We start from the raw sequence: 21,980 nt of genomic DNA, 5'->3' as shown, positions 1-21,980 counted from the left end.
ACTCAAAAGGTGAAACTCGCCCACCCATGCGCTTCATTCTTCTGATATTGGGGCTCGATGTGCTTGGTATCGGTCTGGCGATTCCTGTCATGCCGACGCTGATCGCGACTATCTGGCCATCGTCTACCGAGCATGTCTCGTTGGCGCTGGGCGTGGCGCTGACACTTTATTCGGCGATGCAGTTTCTGTGCGCGCCGCTGCTGGGGGCGCTGAGCGACTGTCATGGGCGCCGGCCGGTATTGCTTCTGGCGCTGGCCGGCATGTGCCTGGGCAATCTGATGGCTGGCTTCGCCGGCAGCCTGACGGTCTTGCTGATAGGCCGTGCCATCGCAGGAATCACTGCCGCCAATATCGCCACTGCGATGGCCTATATTGCGGACATCAGTGAGGGTGAGCAGCGCACGCATTTCTACGGTGCAGCGGGCAGTGTCATCGCCATAGCGCTTGTTTTCGGCCCGGTCATAGGCGGGGGGCTTGCGTCTTACGGGCCGCACTTGCCCTTTCTGGTCGCTGGCGGCCTGGCGGCAATCAACCTGCTGTATGGCTACATGAGGTTGCCGGAAAGCCTTGCGGCCGAGCATCGGCGAGCCTTCGAATGGCGGCGAACCAACCCGTTTGGCAGCCTGCGAGGACTATGGAGTACGCAAGGCCTGCGCCCGTATCTGCTGGCTGCGACGTGCTCCTGGTTCGCCTACGGGATATTTCAAAGCTGCTTTGTGCTGGCCAATCAGATGCGTTATGGCTGGAGCATGCTTGAAGTGTCGTACGCATTGGCGGCGCTCGCCCTGGGCATGGCGTTCGCGCAGCGCGTACTGGTACGCAAGCTGACGCCAATCATGTCCAACCAGCGGATAATCGTTACCGGTTATGCCTGTTGCTTACTGGGTTATGCTTTCTATACGGCCGCTGCAAGCGTTTGGCTGACGTTGGTGGGAATGTGTTTCCATGCTGTCGGGCTGATTGCCGAGCCGGCGTTGCGTGGTGAGCTGTCGCGTCATGCCAAGGCAGGGCATCAGGGCGAGCTGCAGGGGGGGCTGACATCCCTGCTGAGTCTGGTGGGCGGTGTAGCGCCAGTGATTGGCGCTCTGATATTTTCGGGTAACGTCGGCTCGGGCGAGCATTTTCTGTGGCTGGGCGCCCCGTTTTTGGTCAGCCTGTTGATGTACGTGCTGGCGATAGGATGCATCCAGAGGGGGAGAACATCAGCCGCCTGAAACGGTTGACCCTCAAGCTGGAAACCCGTCAACCGCCGCCCAGGACTACACTCAGCGCATTGCGCGCATCGTCCAGTTGCACCAGCGAAGCGTGGCGTGCGCCCAGCGCGTCGCGGTTCTGGATGGCGGTGAGAATGGCCTTGTGACGAGGCATGGCCAGTTCGTGCAGGTTGGGACGCTTGTTGGAGTATTTGAGCGCCTCGCGTAACGCCAGTGACAGCATGTTGCACAGGTGTGCCAGCAGGTCGTTGTGGGTGGCGTCGGCGATGCGGCTGTGGAAGTCGAGATCGGGTTGCAGCAGGTCTTCCGGCGTCGGTGCGGCTTCCATGCGCAGATAGGCTTCGTGGATCGACTCGATCTCTGCGTCGGTGGCATGCTGCGCGGCCAGTGCGGCAACCGCTGGTTCGATGACCGCGCGTACGCTGGTCAGCAGGTTGAAGAAATCATTCTGCGGCGAGCTTTGCATGACCCAGTGCAACACGTCCGGGTCCAGCAGATGCCATTCGCGGCGCGCCTTGACCACTGTGCCGACACGCGGACGCGAATAAACCAGACCCTTGGCCACCAGAACCCGTGTCGCTTCGCGCAGGACCGGGCGGCTGACGGCGTACTCTTCGCAGAGCAGCGCTTCGGCAGGCAGCTTTTCGTCAGGCTTGAAACGGCCGGACACGATTTGCATGCCCAGTTCCTGGACGATGCGCGCGTGCATGCTTTTTCGGTCGGAAGGCTTTCGATAATCCATGGGAACGCAGTGGGGTCCTGGCGGTGATTGCTGGGCATCATACCATCGCGCAACGATTACGGCGGCCATCTGCGTCAGGCGGCCGCCGTTTCGTTCAGTGCGAGTGACGAGGAACTTCGGCGCCCCTGCAACCGACCAGGAAGTCGAAATCACAGCCCTGGTCTGCCTGCATCACCCGGTCTACGTACAGTTGACGATAGCCACCGAGCAACAGCTGCTGCGGTGCCTGCCAATCGGCGAGGCGCGCCGCCAGTTCGGCTTCCGGGATGTCCAGATGCAGACGTCCGCCAGCGCAGTCCAGCTCGATCCAGTCGCCTTCCTTGACCACCGCCAGCGGACCGCCGGCTGCGGCTTCCGGCGCCACATGCAGAACCACTGTGCCGTAAGCCGTGCCGCTCATGCGCGCATCGGAAATACGCACCATATCAGTCACGCCCTGTGCCAGCAGCTTGGCTGGCAAGCCCATGTTGCCGACCTCGGCCATGCCCGGATAACCTTTGGGGCCGCAGTTCTTGAGCACCATGACCGAGTTGGCATCGATGTCCAGATCCGGATCGTTGATCCGTGACTTGTACATCTCGAAATTCTCGAACACTACTGCGCGGCCACGGTGCTGCATCAGTGCCGGTGTCGCGGCCGAGGGCTTGAGCACCGCACCCAGCGGCGCGAGGTTGCCGCGCAGCACGCAAATCCCGCCGTCGGCGCGGATCGGGTTATCCAGCGCGCGGATCACCTGATCTTCACCATAGATCGGTGAGTTGCAGGTGTTTTCGCCGATGCTCTTGCCATTGACGGTCAGGGCATCCGGGTTGGGCAGCAGCTTGGCCTCGTTCATGCGGCGCAACACGGCGGGCAGGCCGCCAGCGTAATAGAATTCTTCCATCAGGAAACGCCCCGACGGTTGCAGGTCGACGATGGTCGGCATGCCACGGCCCATGCGCGACCAGTCATCCAGGTCCAGATCGACGCCGATGCGTCCGGCGATGGCTTTCAAGTGGATGACGGCGTTGGTCGAGCCACCGATGGCCGCGTTGACCCGGATGGCGTTTTCGAACGCAGCCTTGGTGAGAATCTTCGACAGGCGCAGGTCTTCGCGGACCATGTCGACGGCACGCATGCCGGACATGTGCGCCAGCACGTAACGCCGCGAATCCACCGCCGGAATGGCCGCGTTGTGCGGCAGCGAAGTGCCTAGCGCTTCGGCCATGCAGGCCATGGTCGACGCCGTGCCCATGGTGTTGCAGGTGCCAGCCGAACGCGACATGCCGGCTTCGGCGGAGAGGAATTCATCAAGGCTGATGGTCCCGGCCTTGTAGGACTCGTGCATCTGCCAGACGATGGTTCCGGCGCCGATGTCCTTGCCTTCATGCTTGCCGTTGAGCATCGGTCCGCCGGTCACGACGATGGCGGGGATGTCACAACTGGCAGCACCCATCAACAGGGCAGGGGTGGTCTTGTCACAACCGGTCAACAGCACGACCCCGTCGATGGGGTTGCCGCGAATCGCTTCCTCAACGTCCATGCTCGCCAGGTTGCGGGTGAACATTGCGGTAGGGCGCAGGTTGGATTCGCCGTTGGAAAACACCGGAAACTCCACCGGCCAGCCGCCTGCTTCGATCACGCCACGTTTGACATGCTCGGCGATCTGCCGGAAATGCGCGTTGCAGGGGGTCAACTCCGACCAGGTATTGCAGATGCCGATGATCGGCTTGCCCTGAAACTGGTGGTCGGCAATGCCCTGATTCTTCATCCAGCTGCGGTACATGAAGCCATTCTTGTCGGCGGTGCCAAACCACTGGGCAGAACGGAGGGTCGGTTTTTTATCGGAGTCAGACATGATCGGCTCTCTTATTGTAAGACTTAATGGCGATACTGCTGGCTAAGGTAAGCCTAAAAAACGCGTATTGGAAGAGTTGTCAGTTTAAATAGTATTACTATATAGTCGGTCGTAGACGAGGGATCATCCTGGCGCATGTGCTGCGTTATTCAGCCCCCAGGCACAGAGGCGATCCCCGCAGGTTCCATAACAAAAACAATGGGAGACCGCCTACATGAGCCAGGAACTGCGGCTTATACGCCGCATTACGTTCAAACTGATTCCTTTCCTTATCCTGCTGTACCTGATCGCTTATGTAGACCGCTCTGCCGTGGGCTTTGCCAAGCTGCACATGGGCGCGGACATCGGTATCGGCGACGCCGCCTACGGGCTGGGTGCCGGACTGTTCTTCATCGGTTACTTCCTGCTGGAGATCCCCAGCAACCTGATGCTTGAGCGCTTCGGCGCACGCCGCTGGTTCGCGCGGATCATGATCACCTGGGGCGCGATCACCATCGGCATGGCCTTCGTCCAGGGGCCGCACAGCTTCTACGTGATGCGGTTTCTGCTGGGCGCTGCCGAGGCGGGCTTCTTTCCCGGTGTGCTGTACTACATCACCCAGTGGTTTCCGGTGCGCCATCGCGGCAAGATCCTTGGCCTTTTCATCCTCTCGCAACCCATCGCCATGATGATCACCGGGCCCGTTTCCGGCGGTTTGCTGGGCATGGACGGCATACTCGGTCTGCATGGCTGGCAATGGCTGTTCATCGTCATCGGCACGCCAGCGATTCTGCTGACCTGGCCGGTGCTGCGCTGGTTGCCGGATGGTCCGCAGCAGGTCAAATGGATGGACCAGGCCGAGAAGGACTGGCTGACCGGTGAGCTGAAAAAGGACTTGGAAGAATACGGCCAGACCCGCCACGGCAATCCGTTGCACGCCTTGAAAGACAAGCGTGTGTTGCTTCTCGCGCTGTTCTATCTGCCAGTGACCTTGAGCATCTACGGTCTGGGCCTGTGGCTGCCGACGCTGATCAAACAGTTCGGTGGCAGTGACCTGACCACCGGCTTCGTGTCATCGGTGCCTTACATTTTCGGCATCATTGGCCTGCTGATCGTGCCGCGCAGTTCCGACCGCCTCAATGACCGTTACGGGCATCTGGCCGTGCTCTATGTGCTGGGTGCCATCGGCCTGTTCTGCAGCGCCTGGCTGACCATGCCGGTGGCGCAGCTGGCTGCATTGTGCGTCGTGGCGTTCGCGCTGTTTTCCTGCACTGCGGTGTTCTGGACCTTGCCGGGGCGGTTCTTCGCGGGTGCCAGTGCCGCAGCCGGTATCGCGCTGATCAATTCGGTCGGCAACCTGGGCGGTTACATCGGGCCGTTCGTGATCGGTGCGTTGAAGGAAATCACCGGCAGCCTGGCATCGGGCCTCTATTTTCTGTCGGGTGTCATGGTCTTCGGGCTGCTGCTGACCGGCATCGTCTATCACGTGCTGGAGCGCAAGCATGTGCTGCCAGTGTCCGACTTCGCGGCGAGTGCCAAGGCGAGATAGGTTTTCAGCGGCCCATTATCTGGAAGGAGAATTTCATGCGGTTAGTACAGTTTGAATTGAGCGACGGTCAGCGCCGGGTCGGTCTGGTCGACGGTGATCAGGTACGTGAGGTCCAGGGTGTCGAAAGTGTTCGCGAGCTGGCGCTGGCGGCAATCGAGGCGGGTTCGGCTCTGGCGCACCAGGTCGAGCAGCGTGGCGTTGGCGAGACGCACGACTATTCGCAGTTGCTTGAGGAGTTGCGGATCCTGCCGCCGCTCGACCATCCTGATCCGGCGCACCTGCTGGTCAGCGGCACCGGGCTGACCCATCTGGGCAGTGCGTCGGCACGCGACAAGATGCACCAGCAGTCCGGCGACGAAGCCTCGATGACCGACACCATGCGTATCTTCAAATGGGGCGTCGAAGGCGGCAAGCCGGCAGCGGGGCAGGCCGGTGTTCAGCCAGAGTGGTTCTACAAGGGGGATGGCAGCATTGTCGTGCGCCCCGGACATTCGTTTTCGCTGCCGCCCTTTGCCGAAGATGGCGGGGAAGAGCCCGAGCTGAGCGGCCTGTATGTGATCGGTCATGACCGCAAGCCTTATCGCCTGGGCTTCGCCATCGGTAACGAATACTCCGATCACGTCATGGAGCGTCGCAACTACCTGTATCTGGCGCATTCGAAACTGCGCGCCTGTTCGTTCGGTCCGGAGTTGCGCGTGGGCGACTTGCCGCAAAGCTTGTCGGGCACCAGCCGGGTCTGGCGCGACGGCAAGGTGCTGTGGGAAAAAGAGTTCCTCAGTGGCGAAGCGAACATGTGCCACAGCCTGGAAAACCTTGAATACCATCACTTCAAGTACGCACAGTTCCTCAGGCCCGGTGACGTGCATGTGCATTTCTTCGGCACCGCGACCCTGTCGTTTGCCGATGGCGTGCGCACCCAGCCGGGCGATCGTTTCGAGATCAGTCAGGCCGAGTTCGGCAAGCCGCTGGTCAACGGTTTGGCACCGAGCGAGTCGGTGTTTCAGCCGGGCGGCATCGGCAAGCTGTAAGCGCAGTCCCTGTTTGATTGCTCACCGTGCCAGCGCTCGGCGCTGGTACGGCTCTACTTGCGCTCCGACTGTATCTACGCCTGCCTTTTGCCCTATCATTCGCGCTTTTGCTGGCCGGATGAATTTCATGACTACCACACCCACCACACTGCTCGCCGCACTCGAAGCCACCACCATGCTGGAAATCGACGGTCTGCACGCCTGGGACTTCTCTCTGGGCGAGGAACTGAACGTCGAATGCATGGACGGCCGCGAGCGCAAGGTATGGCGCTTCACCAAGGCGCAAGTCGATGCTGCGACCTTCGATGAATCCCTGCAAAGCTGGGTGATCAACGACGGCAACGCCGATCACCGGATCATCTGCCTGGATGCCTTCACCCCTTCCGATGAAGATGATTCTGCGCAGGATTGAGTAAATGCGGGCTGGCGCTGTCATAGACCCCGACAGTGCCGTAACAGGCATCAATAACTTCGATAACAAGGGATGCCCCCATGCCCCATAAACTTCTGCCGTGGCTGGCGATTGCCAGTGCCATGAGCGCATTTACCCTGCAGGCCCAAGCCATGCCCGATACTGAATTGCTGATAGGTTCCTACACGCAAGGCAAGAGTGAAGGGATCTATCGTTTTGCCTTCGACAGCAAAACCGGGATGATCGGCGCCAAGCCGCTGCAAGTGGTCAAAGCCGAAAACCCGTCGTGGTTGACCGTCTCCAGAGACCAGCGCTACCTGTTCGCGGTCAATGAAAATGGCCCCGGACAAAAAGACGTGGTCGGTAAGGTCAGCAGCTTTGCGATCGACCCGAAAACCCGTCAGATCACGCCGATCAATCAGGTTCAAAGCCGTGGTGAAGAACCGACGCACTCCAGCCTGAGCTACGATGGCCGTTACCTGTTCGTGGCCAACTACGCCGTAAACCCCGACCCGGGCGGTGCGCTGACCGTGGTACCGGTGGGCAAGGACGGTAAGTTGAGCGAAGCCGTTCAGGTGCTGCCGCTGGGTCCTGGAAGCAAGGTCAACAGTGAGCGGCAGATGTCGTCGCATGTGCACCTGGCCGTGCCGACCCCGGATGACAAGTACGTGGTGACCGCCGACCTGGGCGCTGACAAGCTGTTTGTCTATCAGTACGACGCCAGCCAGGCCAAGCCATTGCAGCCAGCCAAGGTGCCGTTCGTGCAGTTGCCGGGCGGCTCCGGACCCCGGCATACCCTTTTCAGTGGGGATGGCAAGCATGCCTGGCTGGTGCTGGAAATGACCGCCCAGGTCGCAGTGTTCGACTACCATGACGGCGGCTTCAAGCAGACCCAACTGGTCGACATGAAGAACAAGGGCGTGGAAGAGAAAAACGGTGGTGGCGCCTTGCACACTTCACCGGATGGCAAGTTTCTGTACGTGACCAATCGGGGTGACGCGAATCAGGTCGTGGTGTTCCGCATCGATCAGGCCAGCGGCAAGCTTGAAGAAATTCAGCGTCGCTCCCTGGAAGGCAAGGAGCCACGTGAGTTCGCTTTCGATCCGACCGGCACGTTCATGCTGTTCGCCAATCAGAAAAGCAACCAGATCGTGACCGTACGCCGTGATCCGCAGAGCGGGAAGATCGGTGAAACGGTGCAGAAATTCGATGCCGATGCACCTTCGTACCTGCGTTTTCTGAACGACAAGTAAGCTGCCCCCGGCTCCAGCCCCCAAGATACAAGGGCTGGAGCCGTTATCATTCTTGATGATATGGGTTAGTGCTACAAAAGATTTCTGCTGAACCACCCTCGGGCGTAAGTTTGAGTCACGGCCATAACGGTCAGGACTTCAAACCAGCGTACAGACAGACAAGAGGGGTGACCGACATGAATTTCAATCTTTTCTCCATCATCGCTGCATCTGCTATCTCGGCAAGCGTCGCTCTTCCGGCCAGCGCCAGTGTCGAAGTGAACGACAAGAAAGCCCATGCGACTCAGACGTACACAACCAAATACCTGCAGCAGAGCGCTAATTTCTACGCAGCGCTGGACCACAAATCTGCCCAGTGATTGATCAGCCGTCACGCTTTCGCGAGCATGTTCGCCCACACAGGTCCCTGCGACTTACTGCCCAATGCGTGGCAGACCATGCACGGAATGTCAGGCGAGCCTGTTCGCGAAAGCGCTGGTGGCACAACATTCAGGAGGCGGACGCAGAGCGTCCAGAACGGCATTCCCACGCGCAGCGTGAGGAACGATAGTCAACTGCCGTGCCTCACGTTCCGCGTCGCAGGTCCCTCAGTTGCCCACCTCGATTGTGCTCAATCCATTGCCCTGACGACGTACCTTGATCTGCACCGGGATTCGTTCGTGCATTTCCTGGACGTGGGAAATCACGCCGACCTTGCGGCCCTGCGCCTGCAAGCCGTCGAGGGCGTCCATCGCCAGTTGCAGCGATTCCGGATCGAGGCTGCCGAAACCTTCATCGATGAACAGTGACTCGATGCGCAAGGTGCTGGATGCCATCGAGGCGAGGCCCAGCGCCAGTGCCAGCGAGACGAGGAAGGTTTCCCCGCCGGACAGCGAATGAACCGAGCGTAGTTCGTCGCCCATTTCCGTGTCCATGACCAGCAGACCGAGCATGCTGCCGCCGCGTTTCAGGCGGTAACGGCGCACCAGTTGCCTGAGCTGCGCATTGGCATGGTGGACCAGCAGGTCAAGGTTGTAGGCCTGGGCGATTTTGCGAAACCTGTCGCCTTCTGCCGAGCCGATCAACGAAGCCAGACGTGCCCAGCGCAGGTATTCGCTGTTGGCGTCGGCGATGCGCGTCTGCAGTTCGCTGCTGGCGTTGCGGCGGCGCTGATCTTCACTGAGCTCGGCACGCAGGTCGGCGCAGTGCTGCTCACTGAGCGCCGACTGTTCATGGGCCTGTTGCAGCGATGCTTCCAGTTGCGCACTGTCGGTCAGATCACTGTGTTGCGCCTGATGCTGTTGCAGGCGCTGATCGCGTTCCTGCAGCAATACTTTTGCCTGCTCCAGCGCCTTGTCGGTGCTACTCAATTGCACACGCAGTTGCTCGATATGTGCGTCGTCGTAGGTCAGCAGGGTGTCCAGCGCGCTATCGTCCAGTTGCGGATGCTGAGCGCGCCATTCGCTGATCTGCACATCAAGTTCAGCCAGTTCCTGTTGCAGGGCCTGCTGCTGTTGCTGTTCGGACTTTAGCTCGGCAGCCAGTTGAATCAGTTGATTGTGGATATCCTGCAGCGCCTGCGCCGCCAGACTTTCTGCCTGTCTGGCCTGTTCGATAGTCTGCTCCAGCGCCTGTTGCCATTGCTCTGCGCTGGCGTGGTCGCCCAGCAGACCGGCAAGTGTCTGCTGACTGTTATGCCGTTGCTCGCCGAGCCGGGTGACTTCCTGCGCCAGTTCGGTCTGGCGGTGCACGCGAGTCTGCTGCTCGACCTGCTGCTTCTCGATCTTCTGCTGACGCTCGGTTTGCTCCTGCTGCTCTTCGTGTTGCTGCTCCAGCTGATCGAGACGCTGTGTCACCTGCTGTTCTAGCTGCAGCACGGTCGCCGATGCATCGCTGCGCAGACCTTCAAGCACCTGGGGCGATACCAGCGGCGTGAATGCCGTCAGTTCTTCTTCCAGCCGCTGCCCGTCGACCTCCAGTTGCTTGAGCTGCTCGGCAACATGGCCCGCAGCGCTCTGGCTGGCTTCGCTCGCCGCCTGCAGCTGCTGCTGCAGGCGTGCAGCGTCTTTTTGCAGGGTCAGCAAGGCTTGCTGACGTTGCTCGTCACGGCTGATGACTTCGCTCAGTTGACTCAATTGCTGGCTCAACCAGCTGTCGCGCTTCTCGGCGTCGCGGTCGAGTAACTGGGCGGCGAGGGGATGTGACTCCAGGTCCGGTGCCAGGGCCTGATGGCGCGCGTTGAGCTGTTCGTGCTGACGCAGCAGCTCTTTCTGCCGGGCGATCACGCCACCGACCTGCTCACGCAATTGATTGCGTTGCTCGGTCAGCAGGTCCACGGCTTTCTGCGCGCTGGCCTGCTCGTTGTCGTCGTGTTGCGTGAGGCTTTCGAGCAGCGCCTCCGGCTGATGCCAAGGGTGTTCGATGCTGCCGCAGACCGGGCAGGGCTGGTCGTCCTGCAACTGCACGCGCAACTCCTCGACACTGGCGCTGCGGGCGAGGCGCTGGCGCTCCAGCAGTTGCCGGGTAACGGTCAGGGTCTGCTCGGCGACGGTCAGTTCATCACGAACGCGAAGGCCTTCGCTGTTGAGCTGTTCGCGTTGCTGCTGGGCGCTCTGCTGTTGCTGGGTCAGCTCGGCAAGTTGCCGGTCGACGTCCTGCTGACTGGCCCACAGACGGGCCAGCTCCTCGAAGGCACGCTGCTGTTTGCGGTTGTCCTGCAACAGGCTGCCGAGGATCTGCACCTGTTCGGTCACTGCCTCCACTTCGCAATCGGCTTCGCGGTACAGCAACTCCAGCGCGCTGCGTTGCTCGGTCAGCTGCTGATCGGCAGTGTTGGCACGTTGCTGCAGGGCAGGCAGCTCGCTGTGCCCGTGCTTGAGGCGATTGGCGATCAGCGTGAGGGATTTCAGGCGGTCACGCCACGCGTTCCAGGCCTGAGCCAGTGGCGCCAGTTCGCTGCTGTGCTGCAGTTGCCCGGCAATGCGCTCCAGACGTTGAGCCACCTGCTGTTGCTGATCGAGCAGGGTTTGCAGGCTGGTCTGGCCCTGGATGCAGAGCTGCTCGCTCTGCTGGTGCAGGTCGGACGCCTTGGCCATTTCCTGGGCCAGGTGATTCAGGGTGTTCTGGGCTTCGAAAGCCTGCAGCAACAGCGGTTTGGCGCTGCTGTGGGCTCGCTGGGCTTCCAGCAAACTGGCCTGCGCCTGAGTACGGTGGCTTTCCAGCTGTTGCTGCTGGTCGTGCAGCGAGGTCTGCTGTTGCTGATGCTGGCGAATCTGTTCAGCCAGCGGATCAAGCTGAGCATTCAGCGTGATCCGACGCGCGAAGCGATGACGCTGCGGGCCCAGGCGTTCCAGCTGGCCGAGGGTCTTGCGTGCTCCGCTGTGGTCGTCCCAGGCCTGTTGCGCACTGTGCAGGGCTTCCTGGGCAGCGAGCTGTTCATCACGCAGACGGTGCAGTTCGGTGAGCCACTGCTGTTTGATTTCCAGTTGCCGTTGCTGTGTCTGATGGGCCTTGAGCTGCTGCTGCGCGTCGCTCAGGCGTTGTTCCAGTTCAGCCAGCAGTTCCGGGGCCAGCGGGATGATGTTGCTGGCCTGCGCAGTCAGGGTTTTCAGGGCGTCTTCGGCTTCCTTGCTTTTGCTGTACGCGCGCCGACCTAGCTGGCTGTAGATCGCAGTGTTGGTGAGCTTTTCCAGCAGCTCGCTGCGTTCCTTGTCATCCGCCTTGAGGAACGCGCTGAACTCGCTCTGGGCAAGCATCACGGCGCGGGTGAACTGCTCGAAGTTCAGGCCCAGGCGATTTTCGATCAATTGCTCGAATTCGCGTTTGCTCTGGTTGCTGAGGATTTGCTCGCTGTCCAGATCGGTGAGGGTCTGGCGGCTGGCCTGCAGTTTTTTGGTCGCATTGTCGCGCGCGCGATTGGTTTCCCAGCGCGCGCGATAACGCCGCTGATCGATGCCGATGAAGTCCACCTCGGCGTAACCGCTGCCCGTGCCGCGGCGCAGCAGGGTACGTGGGTCGCTGGTGGTGATGTCGCCGTCGATGTCCGGGACCTTGGACTGGCCGATATTGCTCAGCCGCGGAATCGCCCCGAACAGTGCCAAACACAAGGCATCGAGCAGGGTGCTTTTGCCCGCGCCGGTAGGACCGGTGATGGCAAACAGTCCGGCGCTGGCCAGCGGCTCGGCAGTGAAATCGATTTCAAAGGGGCCGGCCAGCGAGGCCAGGTTTTTCAGGCGAATGGCGAGGATTTTCATGGCAGCTCGCTCTCCTGCTGGACTTCGCGCAGCAGCGTGGCGAAATCGGTCAGCGTCTGTTCGTCGACCTCGCTGCCGAAGTTGTCCTGCCAGGCACGGCTGAACAGTTCCTGAGGCGTGAGCTGGTCCAGTTCGATCAGCGTGGCGTCACCCTCGCTGCCGTCCGCGCTGCCTTTGCCGGCATATTCGGCACCGATGCGTACCAGCCGCACGGCCTTGCCCTGTAGGGCGTTTTCGATCTGGTTGCGCAGGTCCGGCTGGGGTTCATCCAGGCGCACGCGTACTTCCAGCCACGGCTGGCGGTCCGGATCGGCGAGCAGGTCGATGTCCGGCAGCGCCTTGAGCTGTACCAGCAGGTCGGCCAGTGGCGCAGACCCGAGGCGTTGCAGGTTGACGGCGCGAGGGATGAACAGCGGCTCGACACTGGTCAACGTCTCGCCGTCGCAATTGATCTCCAGAATCTGGTGCTGATAGCTGATTTCCGAAAAGGACAGCGGGATCGGCGAGCCGCTGTAGCGAATGCGCTCTTCGCCGTTGACCCGCTGCGGTTTGTGCAGATGGCCCAACGCAACATAGGTGATGCTCGGCCCGAACAGGCTGGCCGGCAGGGCTTCGGCGTTGCCGATGATCAGGCTGCGTTCGGAGTCTTCCGAGACCGAGCCGCCTGCCATGTGGGCGTGGCTGATGGCGATCAATGCCTGACCGGGCTGGCGCTTGAGGTCAGCCGCCGCGATCAGCAGCTCATGCACCCGGCCGATGCCACGCAGGTAGTCATCGCCCAGGGTCGGACCGGTGACTTCGGCGGGACGCAGGAACGGCAGCGCCAGGCACCAGGCCTTGATGTCGCCATTGGCGTCCGGCAACGGCAACAGCAGGCGTTCGGCATCCAGCACGCCATCGTCCAGCCACATTACCCTGCCCAGCGCGTGGGTACGCAAGCGGCGCATCAGCGGGGCGGGAAGTTCGATACGCGAGCCGGAGTCGTGGTTACCGGCGATCATCACGATGGTCAGCAGCGGCTGCTGCTCGTGGGCGTTGACGATGAAGTCGTACAGGCGTTCCTGCGCTTTGACCGGCGGGTTGACGGTGTCGAAGATGTCGCCCGCGATCAACAGTACATCCGGTTTACGGTCGGCCAGACGGGCCAGTAGCCAGTTCAGGAAGCAGGCGTGTTCGAAATCCCGCTCCTGGCCGTGCAGGTTCTGACCCAAGTGCCAGTCAGAGGTGTGAAACAGACGCATTGGTTTACCTTGTCGTATAGGGGTGTTGCCTGAGCTGCATCCTTATTTGGGATACAGCGGCGGCAACCCGGCATCACCTGCCGGGTCCTGAATATGTTCGGCGGCGGGCAGCTTGCGCACCGCGCGCCAGAGGTCGCCGCCCAGCCACAATTTGCCGGTTTCGCTGTACAGCGCACCGTTGAGACCGTCCAGGGCATCGGACAGCGGCACGAAACGCGCGGCCATTTCGGCCAGGGTTTCCGGTTGCTGGCGTGCCCAGGCGTCGAGCGCCTGACGGGTGCCCTGCGGGTCATTGGCCAGGCAGGCGCGTTTGAGGTCATCGAGTACGGTACGCGGGCTGGGCCCGGTCTGCACGGCCCGGGCGATTGCCGGCTGTCCACGGGCGCGCCACCACAGGCCGAAACCGAGCAGTGTGGTGCAAAGCAGCAGCAATGTGCTCATCTGCCACGGCCAGACTGGCGGACCGATCACGGTCACGCCGCTCATGTCGTTGTTCACCGGGGTGTCCACCGCCAGACCGGGGTTGCTGCTGATCTGCAGGGTGCGCGCGGGCAGGCTGGTGTGCTCCAGATGATCTTCGCGGGTATTCCACCAGGTCACTTCAACCGCAGGCAGGTCGATTGCCCCGGCGCGGGCTGGCACCAGGGCCTCGCGTTCTTCGCGCGTGCCGATCAGGCCGCGTTCGCTGGGCAGGTTGCGCAGTTGTGGCTGATCCGGGTAACGCCGCAGGCCAGGTACTTCTGTGGGCGGCAGAGGTGGCAGCTGCGCGCCGGCCAGCCCTTCGGCCTTGAGCGTCAGGGTGCGGGTCAGCGAATCGCCGACCTGCGTAGTGCCGGGCTCCGGGCTCCAGCTTTCTTCCAGGTTGATACTGCGTGCCGGCAACCAGGCGACATCGGCCGGGTAGTCGGCAGGCTTGGGCTTGACGGTCAACGGCACTTCGGCGGACTTGACCCGCACCGATCGGCCCGGCTGCGGACCGAACGGATTGCTGTCCTGGGCTTGCGAACCCTCGGCAGGCGTCTGCACCAGCGTGGCGCTGAACACTTGCGCCGGTATCTTCAGCACGCCGCTCTGCTGCGGGTAGATCGCGTAGCGTGTCTCGATGACCCCGTGGCGCACACCGTTGATCAGCTTTTCGTAAGTGCGCGAGTCACCGAGTTTTTCGACCCGTGCGTCCGGCACTTGCAAGGGGCTCAGGCTGCTGTCGTCGAACAGCGAAACCGAGTGGTAGACGCGCAGGGTCAGCACGGCCTGGGCCTGAACATACACGCTGTCCTGATCCAGGCTCGCTTCAATAAAGATCGATGCCAGATGGTTGCCTTGCTCCTGGGGCTCGCTCTGCAGGACCTGCAAGGTCAGCGGCTGGCTTTTCAGCTCGCCCAGTTGCAGCGACGGAATCAACACGCTTCCTGTCTCGCGAGGCAGCAGGGTGACGATCCAGCGCGTCGTTGCCTGGCTGCTGCCATCCAGGGTTTTCAGGCTGTTGAGCTGGCGCGTGTCGCGCACCTCGAAACTGCTTTCCAAGGCGCTCATGTCCGGCTTGCCGAACTGCGTCACATCGTCGGTTTCCAGCGTCAACTCGACGGTTTCCCCGGCGTTGAGGCGCGTGCGGTCAACGCTGGCGGTCAGTTGCGCAGCCTGCAGCGACAAGGTGATCAGGCTCAGCAGCAGGCCGATCAATAAGGTGTAAACACGACTCATCGGGTCTTTTCCTGATGTTGCTGTTCGTAGCGAAATTTGCGCCGCAACAGTTCGCCCGGATCATCCGGAATCTGCCTCAGCCACTGCTCCAGTTCCTGACGCCGCTCGCCGGTCATGGTGCTGTCGGCGGACTGAAGCGGCGGGCGGGTGGTCTGTTCGTCGTCTGCCGACTCGCCCGAGGTGGCCTGGGCGCTGCTGTCCGGCGGCAGGCTTTCGCTGGTGCCGGGTTGATCCGATCGGGACGGGTTCTGCTCGGCGGGTGAAGCGCTGCTATTGGGATCTTGCGACGCCTGCTGACCTTCTTCGCCCTGATCGGCCTTGTTCTGTTCGTCCTGGGCAGGCTTTTGCTCTTCGGTCTGATCCAGCAGACTTTGCACCAGTGCCCGATTGGTTTGTGCCGCAGGGAAGTCGGGCTGCCGGTCCAGGGCCTGCTCGTAGGCATCCAGTGCCGCTGCCAGCTCGCCGTTACGGGCCAGCGCATTGCCACGATTGTAGTGGTCGGCGGCGCTGTTGCCTTCGGCAAACTGCCGGGCGGCGCTGGCGTAGTCTTGCGCCTGGTACAACGCCACGCCTTTCCAGCGCGAGTCTTCGAAGCGTTGCGCAGCTTCGGCTGGCCGGTGCTGTTCCAGCAACCGCTGGCCCTGTTGATCGGGACGCAGCCACAGGTCCTGAAACTCGAACGCCTGGCTGTTCTGCGGAAACATGAATATCAGCGGCAGGCAGAACAGCCAGCCGCGCCGACCGGCCAGTGCCGCGATGAACAGCAGGGGCAGCAGCAACCAGTGGCCCTGGTCAGCCCAGGTGTCGAGTTGCACGACCTGGCCGTCGCGGCTCATGTGTCGAGGGCTGGCCAACAGACCAAGGCTGCGCAAGTCCTCTTCATCGCCGCGTGCCTGGCGATAGCTGCCACCGACCTGATCGGCGAATTCGTTGAGGCTGGTGCTGTCCAGGCGCGGGACCAGAATCGCACCCTGATCGTCCTTGAGCAGGCTGCCGTTTTCCTGTGTGACCGGCGCGCCTTCGGGCGTGCCGACCCCGAGGATGAGCAGTGGCGGCGATTGCCCGCGCAACGCGGCACGGATGCCCTGACGTTCCTGTTCGCTCAGCGACGAGGTGATCAACAGAATCCGCCCCTGACCCAATGCGCCCTGTTTGAGCAGGTGCAGCGCTTTCTGCACGGCCAGATCGGCGCGCTGGCCGGTCACCGGCATGATCGACGGTCTGATGGCTTCCAGCAGGTTGTGGCTGGTGACCAGGTCATCGGACAGCGGCACCAGAGTATGTGCGCTGCCTGAGTAGACAACGACGGCGGTCTGCGCATCGCTGCGCTTTTGCAACAGGTCCAGCAGCTTGCGTCTTGCCTGTTCCAGACGGGTAGGGGGCGTGTCGGTGGCGAGCATCTGTGGGGTGAGTTCGAGAATCACCACCAATGGATCGACCGGTTTCTGGCTGATCTGTTCGACGCGCTGCCAACTGGGGCCCAGCAAGGCGAAAAGGGCCAGCAACCAGGCGAGCCCCAGCGCGACCCATGGCAGTTTGCTGTTGCTGCCGCGCCCACCGTTGAGCAACACCTCGTGAAAGTGAGTGGGCAGCAGCATTTGCCAGCGTCCGGCGCGTTTCTGCCGGTGCCAGAGTCGCCAGATCAGCAGCGCCAGCAGTGGCGTGATCAGCAGCCATTCCGGGCGAAACCAGTGCGGCCAGAGCCCGCTGATCATCGCGACCTCCACAGGCTTTTGCAGCGCTCACGCCAGTTGATGGAACGCACCGCCGTCAGCAGGCGTTGCAGGGCGTTGTTCGGCCACAACTCACGCAGCACCAGCAGCACACTCAGCAGCAGGGCTGTCGCCAGTGGCCATTGATAAAGCGCTTGCGCCGGACGCGCCTGGGTGGGCTGCTGTGCCACCGGCTCCAGGGCATCGAGGGTGGCGCGGATTTTTTCCAGTTGGTCGCCATCGCGCGCGCGGAAATACTGGCCACCGCTTAGGCTGGCGATTTCCTTGAGTGTCGGTTCGTCCAGATCAAGACTGGGGTTGAGGCCAAGTACGCTCTGCAGCGCGTCCTTGTCAGGGTCCGAGCCGATGCCGATCGGGTAGATTTTCACCCCTTCTTCGGCAGCCAGGCGTGCGGCGGTGATCGGATCGATCTGACCGGCGTTGTTGGCGCCGTCGGTGACCAGCACCAGCGCACGACTGGTGGCCGGACGCATACGCAGACGTTTCAGGGCCAGCCCGATGGCATCGCCCAGTGCGGTGTTCTTGCCTGCAATGCCTATCCTCGCCTCGTCGAGCCAGACCCGCACAGTGCGGCGGTCATAGGTCAGTGGCGCCTGAACAAACGCCTGGGTGCCGAACAGGATCAGGCCGACCCTGTCGCCCTTGCGGCCTTCGAGAAAGTCACCGAGCAGTTGTTGCACCAGCACCAGCCGGCTGACTTCATCGCTTTTCCATTGCATGTCCGGGTAGTCCATCGAGCCAGACACGTCGACCGCCACCAGCAGATCGCGGCCGCTGGCAGCCACCGGCAGCGGCTCGCCCAGCCACTGCGGTCGCGCCGTGGCGATCAGCAGCAACAGCCAGATCAGCAAGAACGGCGCACGCTGTCTCCACACCGGCAGATTGGCTTTGGCGCGGCGACCGCTCAGGCCTTCGAGTTCACTGAGAAAGCTGACCTTGAGCGCGGGCTCGCCGCTGTCGGCCATGGGCAGCAGGGCGCGCATCAGCCACGGCAATGGCAGCAGGGCGAAGACCCACGGCCAGGCGAACTCAAACATGTTTGCGGATCCAGGTATCGACTGCCTGAGTCAGGCCGGTGATGGCCTTGTCGTCCAGTTTGCACTCGGGCTTGTAAGCGCCTTCAACCAGAATCATCCAGCGCGTCAGGCCGGCCGCCGGGCAGCGATTGTCGAGGAACGCCAGCCATTTGCGGCCGTTAAGGGTATGGCTCTGGCTGTGTGGGTAGTGGTTACGGCACAGGCGCTTGAGCAGGCCGTTGATCTGCTGCAGCCAGGCACCGGCCGGCGCGCCGTCGTAGGGTTTCGGCAGGCTGGCCAGTTCCGCCAGCGCGGCGAGGCGAACCGGGTCCAGCGGCTGTTCGCTGCGCACGTTGCGGGCCTTGGCCGGCAGCAGTTTGCGCAAGCGCCACAGACCCCAGCCCGCCACGGGGATCAGCAACAGCAGCAGCCACCAGCCCGGCGCAAGCGGCCAGAAGCCGACGGCTTCGGGCGCAATCAGCGGCTCCAGCTGATCGAGGGGATTCATTTGCGCTTCACCGGACGTCGCGCGTTGAGGTATTCGCGCAGTTGTTCGACGAGCTCCGCCTGGGTACTCAATGGCATGAGCAATACCCGCAGCTTCTGCGCCAGCAACTCCCAGCGCGCCGTGCGCTCCTCGCCCTGTTGTCGGTAGGCGCGGCGCAGTTCGGGGTTGAGGGTGTCGATTTCGAGTTGCGCGCCGCGTTCGGCAAAGCGCAGCAAACCGGCAGCGGGCAGGGCGCGGTCCAGTGGGTCGGAAAGCGGCAGCAACAGCAGGTCGCTGTGCCGTGACAGCAGGCTCAGTTGTTGTTCGGCGGCATCGGACAGGGCGCGCTCGTCGCAGAGGACGATGACCAGACTGCCGGGGCGCAGCACTTCCCGTGCGCGACGCAGCGCAGTGCCGAACGCATCGCGGTCTGGCGGAATCTCGGTATGCAGCGACTGATTGACCCGCACCAGCCGGTTGAGCAACTGCAGCAGGCTTTGTTTGCTGCGTCGCGGCTTGATCTCGTAGTGTTCGTTATCGCCGAACACCAACCCGCCGACTCGGTCGTTGTGTTCCAGCGCCGCCCAGCCGATCAGCGCGGCCGCCTGAGCCGCGAGTACCGACTTGAACATCAGGCCGGAGCCGAAGAACAGCCGTCGGCTCTGTTCCACCAGAATGAAAATGGGCCGCTCGCGTTCCTCATGGAACAGCTTGGTGTGCGGCTCCTGCGTGCGTGCCGTGACGCGCCAGTCGATGCTGCGCACATCGTCACCGGCCTGATAGACCCGCACCTGATCGAAATCCACACCACGCCCGCGCAACTTGGAATGGTGCAGGCCGATCAGCGGGCTGCGTTGGCTCGGGGTGGAAAACAGCTGCACTTCCCGCACCCGATGACGCATCTCGATCAGCTCGCTGAGGCTGACGCGGATGCCCGGCTGGGGGATCAGGTAGGGTTGCATGGGGTCAGGCGACGGCCACGACGTCGAGGATGCGCTGAATCACGCGATCCTGATCGATACCGGCCGCTTCGGCCTCGAACGACAGGATGACCCGGTGGCGCAAGACATCGAACAGCACCGCCTGAATGTCTTCGGGGCTGACGAAGTCGCGTCCGGCCAGCCAGGCATGTGCACGGGCACAGCGGTCCAGCGAGATGGAACCCCGCGGGCTGGCACCGTAGGCAATCCATTCGGCCAGTTCAGGGTCGAACTTGGCCGGGGTACGGGTGGCCATGACCAGTTGCACCAGGTATTCCTCGACCGCATCGGCCATGTACAGGCCAAGGATTTCCTTGCGTGCGGCAAAGATCGCCTGCTGGCTGACGCGACGCTCCGGCTTGGTTTCGCCGTTCAGGGCTTCGCCACGCGCCTGTTGAAGGATCTTGCGTTCGACGGCGGCATCCGGGAAGCCGATCTTGACGTGCATCAGAAAACGGTCGAGCTGGGCTTCGGGCAGCGGGTAGGTGCCTTCCTGCTCGATGGGGTTCTGGGTCGCCATGACCAGAAACAGCGGCGACAGGTCGTAGGTGCTGCGCCCGACACTGACCTGCCGTTCGGCCATGGCTTCGAGCAACGCCGACTGGACCTTGGCCGGCGCACGGTTGATTTCGTCGGCCAGCACCAGGTTGTGGAAGATCGGCCCTTGCTGGAACACGAAGCTGCCGGTTTCCGGGCGATAGATCTCCGTACCGGTGATGTCGGCAGGCAGCAGGTCGGGGGTGAATTGAATGCGGTGAAACTGGGCTTCGATGCCTTCTGCCAGCTCCTTGATGGCCTTGGTCTTGGCCAGGCCGGGAGCGCCTTCGACCAGCATGTGGCCGTCGGCAAGCAGAGCTATGAGCAGGCGTTCGATCAGCTTTTCCTGGCCAAGGATCTGCGTTGAAAGAAAAGTTCGCAGCGCAATCAGCGCTTCACGATGTTCCATCGGTGACGGTTCCTGGCAGGGCGAACAGCGGTGTCTGGTGACTGCTGAGCTGGGGGCGATACTTTAATCCATCCAGGCAGGTATCGACTAACGACTACCGCGTTTTTTATTGCATTTAGAGAAGTGCCTGTCATTTATGCAGGTATTGTCCTACATGATACATAGGTATCCATGTAGGAAGGCTGGCTATGGCTCTCGGAACCACGGCGTCAGAGTCGATAGAAGTCCGCCGCGTTTTCCCACAGCGCCTGACGGGCGCCGCTTTCGCCCAGTGCGTCGATCAACAGTTCAATATCGTCAGGTCTGAAGGGGCGGGGTGCGCGGGTCGACGGCAGGTCGGTGCCGAACATCAGGGCATTCGGGTTGGCGGCGTGGATATCCCTGAGCGCCTCGCGCACCGGAAAGTCAACACGGCCGAAACCACAGGCCTTGACCCGAACACCGTGCTCGGCAAGGCGCAGGAGCACGGGCAGCCCTTCGGCACTCAACCCCAGGTGATCGATGCTGATGGCAGGTAGTTTGCGCAGGCGTGTTTCGATGGGCGCCAGTTCTCGCGAGTCGATGTACAGCTCGGAGTGCCAGCCTGCGTGTTCATGGACACGCAAGGCCAGTGCCTCCAGCTGGTCGAGCTGCTCCGAGCCGCCGCGCTTGAGGTTGAAGCGCAAGGCGCGCACGCCTGCCGCGTTCAGGTTGTCCAGCTCTGCATCGGTGACGCTGGCGGGCAATTGCGTGACACCGACGAAACCCGGTCCCAGCAGGCGCAGGGCCTGAAGAAGATATCCCTGATCAAAGCCCTGAAAGGAACCGGACACCACCGCGCCGCCCTGAACGCCCAGCGGCTGGACCGTCGCAAGGTAGTCAGCGACACCGAACGGCTCCGGTAGATAGCCGTTATTGGCGATCAGCGGGAAATGCGGGTCGATGATGTGGCAGTGGGCGTCGAAAATGCGGTTCATGACACACTCCTGTTCGGCGAAGTACTCACTCTAGCGCTTTTTTGATCATCAGCTGATTGTGCTGGTGTACTCACCGACGTTTTCGAGAATGACCTGTAACGTTTGGTGAACGTCCTGCAACTCGCCTGCATCGGTGGCGTGAAGAATTTCGTACTGATGGTGGCCATCGAGCTGCTTGGCGTCCTGCGTGTCGATTTCCACCAGCAGGCGCTCGGCACTGAAGGTTACTTTCAGGCTGGACACACTCAGTGACTTGTCGTCGCTGACGGTGATTTCCACTTCGTTCTCGTCCGGGAAGCGGGTCAGGGAAAACAGCATGCCGTTTTCTGCGTGGCAGCAGAGCAGCGCCATATCGTCATATTCGTCGTCGCACGGGTTGGCGATGAGGCTGGCAGTCTTGATTTGCATGGGTGGCTCCGGGTCTGTCCAGGTAAGGCGTGAGTGAATTTTGCCAGTCCCGGGCAAATAATGTCGGGCGATATTGGCACCATCGTGCGCAGTGTATCGCGACCTGATGACCGAATATGTCGCAGCCTCGTAAGCAGTGTGCGCTCAGCTCTCGTTAAGCTGCGTGACGGACAAGTGGTGTACGGTGTCGGGTGCGCGTAGCGTTTTTTCACTCCAATGTACAAATGTGACTACCCTGACACGGCGCGCGTTACTACTTTAGCTTT

The 21,980-nt window shown here is 62.0% G+C and carries 18 protein-coding genes; 6 read left to right on the top strand and 12 right to left on the bottom strand.

Annotation, left to right across the window (positions count from 1 at the left end):
* The first annotated feature begins 26 nt into the window (after positions 1 to 26).
* The gene (locus LCH65_RS20160; RefSeq protein WP_003368498.1) at positions 27 to 1,214 is read left to right on the top strand and encodes a tetracycline resistance MFS efflux pump; all 1,188 of its coding nucleotides are present in this window, start codon (positions 27 to 29) and stop codon (positions 1,212 to 1,214) included.
* Between the two features lie 28 nt (positions 1,215 to 1,242).
* Here LCH65_RS20160 and LCH65_RS20155 read toward each other — a convergent pair whose 3' ends face one another.
* Together LCH65_RS20155 and LCH65_RS20150 are read right to left on the bottom strand one after the other, a co-directional pair.
* Entirely contained in the window at positions 1,243 to 1,956 is a 714-nt protein-coding gene (locus tag LCH65_RS20155) for a FadR/GntR family transcriptional regulator (RefSeq protein ID WP_003368499.1), read from the bottom strand.
* A gap of 94 nt (positions 1,957 to 2,050) precedes the next feature.
* Positions 2,051 to 3,793, bottom strand: coding sequence for an IlvD/Edd family dehydratase (locus tag LCH65_RS20150; protein ID WP_004414119.1), 1,743 nt, complete (start codon positions 3,791 to 3,793; stop codon positions 2,051 to 2,053).
* Positions 3,794 to 4,007: 214 nt separating this feature from the next.
* On the opposite strand from LCH65_RS20150, the gene LCH65_RS20145 reads away from it, so the two are divergent.
* The 5 genes from LCH65_RS20145 (at position 4,008) to LCH65_RS20125 (ending at position 8,373) form a co-directional block, all read left to right on the top strand.
* The gene (locus LCH65_RS20145; protein ID WP_003318619.1) at positions 4,008 to 5,321 is read left to right on the top strand and encodes an MFS transporter; all 1,314 of its coding nucleotides are present in this window, start codon (positions 4,008 to 4,010) and stop codon (positions 5,319 to 5,321) included.
* A gap of 35 nt (positions 5,322 to 5,356) precedes the next feature.
* On the top strand, positions 5,357 to 6,349 hold the full coding sequence (gene araD1 / locus LCH65_RS20140; protein ID WP_099266893.1) for an AraD1 family protein: 993 nt from the start codon (positions 5,357 to 5,359) through the stop codon (positions 6,347 to 6,349).
* Positions 6,350 to 6,476: 127 nt separating this feature from the next.
* The gene (locus LCH65_RS20135) at positions 6,477 to 6,761 is read left to right on the top strand and encodes a DUF5629 family protein (protein ID WP_003368505.1); all 285 of its coding nucleotides are present in this window, start codon (positions 6,477 to 6,479) and stop codon (positions 6,759 to 6,761) included.
* Positions 6,762 to 6,841: 80 nt separating this feature from the next.
* Positions 6,842 to 8,014, top strand: coding sequence for a lactonase family protein (locus LCH65_RS20130; protein ID WP_003368506.1), 1,173 nt, complete (start codon positions 6,842 to 6,844; stop codon positions 8,012 to 8,014).
* 176 nt (positions 8,015 to 8,190) lie between these two features.
* Positions 8,191 to 8,373 carry a hypothetical protein gene (locus LCH65_RS20125; RefSeq protein ID WP_003305416.1) on the top strand — a complete coding sequence of 61 codons (183 nt, stop codon included), beginning with the start codon at positions 8,191 to 8,193 and terminating at the stop codon, positions 8,371 to 8,373.
* Positions 8,374 to 8,601: 228 nt separating this feature from the next.
* Here LCH65_RS20125 and LCH65_RS20120 read toward each other — a convergent pair whose 3' ends face one another.
* The 10 genes from LCH65_RS20120 to LCH65_RS20075 form a co-directional block, all read right to left on the bottom strand.
* Positions 8,602 to 12,246: an AAA family ATPase gene (locus LCH65_RS20120; protein ID WP_226439743.1), complete on the bottom strand. Its 3,645-nt coding sequence runs from the start codon at positions 12,244 to 12,246 to the stop codon at positions 8,602 to 8,604.
* Positions 12,243 to 13,487 (bottom strand): exonuclease SbcCD subunit D C-terminal domain-containing protein, encoded by a 1,245-nt coding sequence (locus LCH65_RS20115; RefSeq protein WP_024661610.1) that lies wholly within the window; start codon positions 13,485 to 13,487, stop codon positions 12,243 to 12,245. The genes LCH65_RS20120 and LCH65_RS20115 overlap by 4 nt, the downstream gene beginning before the upstream one ends.
* A 42-nt stretch (positions 13,488 to 13,529) precedes the next feature.
* Positions 13,530 to 15,188 carry a BatD family protein gene (locus LCH65_RS20110; RefSeq protein ID WP_024661609.1) on the bottom strand — a complete coding sequence of 553 codons (1,659 nt, stop codon included), beginning with the start codon at positions 15,186 to 15,188 and terminating at the stop codon, positions 13,530 to 13,532.
* A complete protein-coding gene (locus tag LCH65_RS20105; protein ID WP_226439742.1) occupies positions 15,185 to 16,903 on the bottom strand; it encodes a VWA domain-containing protein in 1,719 nt (572 codons plus the stop codon). Before LCH65_RS20105 ends, LCH65_RS20110 begins: the two co-directional genes overlap by 4 nt.
* Positions 16,900 to 17,958 (bottom strand): VWA domain-containing protein, encoded by a 1,059-nt coding sequence (locus LCH65_RS20100; protein WP_004414102.1) that lies wholly within the window; start codon positions 17,956 to 17,958, stop codon positions 16,900 to 16,902. Before LCH65_RS20100 ends, LCH65_RS20105 begins: the two co-directional genes overlap by 4 nt.
* Positions 17,951 to 18,445: a DUF4381 domain-containing protein gene (locus tag LCH65_RS20095; protein WP_004414100.1), complete on the bottom strand. Its 495-nt coding sequence runs from the start codon at positions 18,443 to 18,445 to the stop codon at positions 17,951 to 17,953. Before LCH65_RS20095 ends, LCH65_RS20100 begins: the two co-directional genes overlap by 8 nt.
* Positions 18,442 to 19,386: a DUF58 domain-containing protein gene (locus LCH65_RS20090; protein WP_003318876.1), complete on the bottom strand. Its 945-nt coding sequence runs from the start codon at positions 19,384 to 19,386 to the stop codon at positions 18,442 to 18,444. Before LCH65_RS20090 ends, LCH65_RS20095 begins: the two co-directional genes overlap by 4 nt.
* A 4-nt stretch (positions 19,387 to 19,390) precedes the next feature.
* On the bottom strand, positions 19,391 to 20,350 hold the full coding sequence (locus LCH65_RS20085; RefSeq protein WP_003342804.1) for a MoxR family ATPase: 960 nt from the start codon (positions 20,348 to 20,350) through the stop codon (positions 19,391 to 19,393).
* 209 nt (positions 20,351 to 20,559) lie between these two features.
* Positions 20,560 to 21,306: an amidohydrolase family protein gene (locus LCH65_RS20080; protein WP_122241199.1), complete on the bottom strand. Its 747-nt coding sequence runs from the start codon at positions 21,304 to 21,306 to the stop codon at positions 20,560 to 20,562.
* A gap of 48 nt (positions 21,307 to 21,354) precedes the next feature.
* Positions 21,355 to 21,714 carry a hypothetical protein gene (locus tag LCH65_RS20075; RefSeq protein ID WP_004414094.1) on the bottom strand — a complete coding sequence of 120 codons (360 nt, stop codon included), beginning with the start codon at positions 21,712 to 21,714 and terminating at the stop codon, positions 21,355 to 21,357.
* Between the last annotated feature and the right edge of the window lie 266 nt (positions 21,715 to 21,980).

It is taken from the genome of Pseudomonas sp. MWU16-30316 (assembly GCF_020515645.1).
Classification (GTDB): domain Bacteria; phylum Pseudomonadota; class Gammaproteobacteria; order Pseudomonadales; family Pseudomonadaceae; genus Aquipseudomonas; species Aquipseudomonas cerasi.
The sequence above is the reverse complement of the archived record's forward strand: the minus strand, read 5'-3'. Positions and strand labels throughout refer to the sequence as shown.

What these genes read in the sequence shown, in the direction of transcription:
- LCH65_RS20160 (WP_003368498.1), top strand. Translation starts at nt 27, where the DNA reads ATGCGCTTCATTCTTCTGATATTGGGGCTCGATGTGCTTGGTATCGGT.
- LCH65_RS20155 (WP_003368499.1), bottom strand. Translation starts at nt 1,956, where the DNA reads ATGGATTATCGAAAGCCTTCCGACCGAAAAAGCATGCACGCGCGCATC.
- LCH65_RS20150 (WP_004414119.1), bottom strand. Translation starts at nt 3,793, where the DNA reads ATGTCTGACTCCGATAAAAAACCGACCCTCCGTTCTGCCCAGTGGTTT.
- LCH65_RS20145 (WP_003318619.1), top strand. Translation starts at nt 4,008, where the DNA reads ATGAGCCAGGAACTGCGGCTTATACGCCGCATTACGTTCAAACTGATT.
- araD1 (WP_099266893.1), top strand. Translation starts at nt 5,357, where the DNA reads ATGCGGTTAGTACAGTTTGAATTGAGCGACGGTCAGCGCCGGGTCGGT.
- LCH65_RS20135 (WP_003368505.1), top strand. Translation starts at nt 6,477, where the DNA reads ATGACTACCACACCCACCACACTGCTCGCCGCACTCGAAGCCACCACC.
- LCH65_RS20130 (WP_003368506.1), top strand. Translation starts at nt 6,842, where the DNA reads ATGCCCCATAAACTTCTGCCGTGGCTGGCGATTGCCAGTGCCATGAGC.
- LCH65_RS20125 (WP_003305416.1), top strand. Translation starts at nt 8,191, where the DNA reads ATGAATTTCAATCTTTTCTCCATCATCGCTGCATCTGCTATCTCGGCA.
- LCH65_RS20120 (WP_226439743.1), bottom strand. Translation starts at nt 12,246, where the DNA reads ATGAAAATCCTCGCCATTCGCCTGAAAAACCTGGCCTCGCTGGCCGGC.
- LCH65_RS20115 (WP_024661610.1), bottom strand. Translation starts at nt 13,487, where the DNA reads ATGCGTCTGTTTCACACCTCTGACTGGCACTTGGGTCAGAACCTGCAC.
- LCH65_RS20110 (WP_024661609.1), bottom strand. Translation starts at nt 15,188, where the DNA reads ATGAGTCGTGTTTACACCTTATTGATCGGCCTGCTGCTGAGCCTGATC.
- LCH65_RS20105 (WP_226439742.1), bottom strand. Translation starts at nt 16,903, where the DNA reads ATGATCAGCGGGCTCTGGCCGCACTGGTTTCGCCCGGAATGGCTGCTG.
- LCH65_RS20100 (WP_004414102.1), bottom strand. Translation starts at nt 17,958, where the DNA reads ATGTTTGAGTTCGCCTGGCCGTGGGTCTTCGCCCTGCTGCCATTGCCG.
- LCH65_RS20095 (WP_004414100.1), bottom strand. Translation starts at nt 18,445, where the DNA reads ATGAATCCCCTCGATCAGCTGGAGCCGCTGATTGCGCCCGAAGCCGTC.
- LCH65_RS20090 (WP_003318876.1), bottom strand. Translation starts at nt 19,386, where the DNA reads ATGCAACCCTACCTGATCCCCCAGCCGGGCATCCGCGTCAGCCTCAGC.
- LCH65_RS20085 (WP_003342804.1), bottom strand. Translation starts at nt 20,350, where the DNA reads ATGGAACATCGTGAAGCGCTGATTGCGCTGCGAACTTTTCTTTCAACG.
- LCH65_RS20080 (WP_122241199.1), bottom strand. Translation starts at nt 21,306, where the DNA reads ATGAACCGCATTTTCGACGCCCACTGCCACATCATCGACCCGCATTTC.
- LCH65_RS20075 (WP_004414094.1), bottom strand. Translation starts at nt 21,714, where the DNA reads ATGCAAATCAAGACTGCCAGCCTCATCGCCAACCCGTGCGACGACGAA.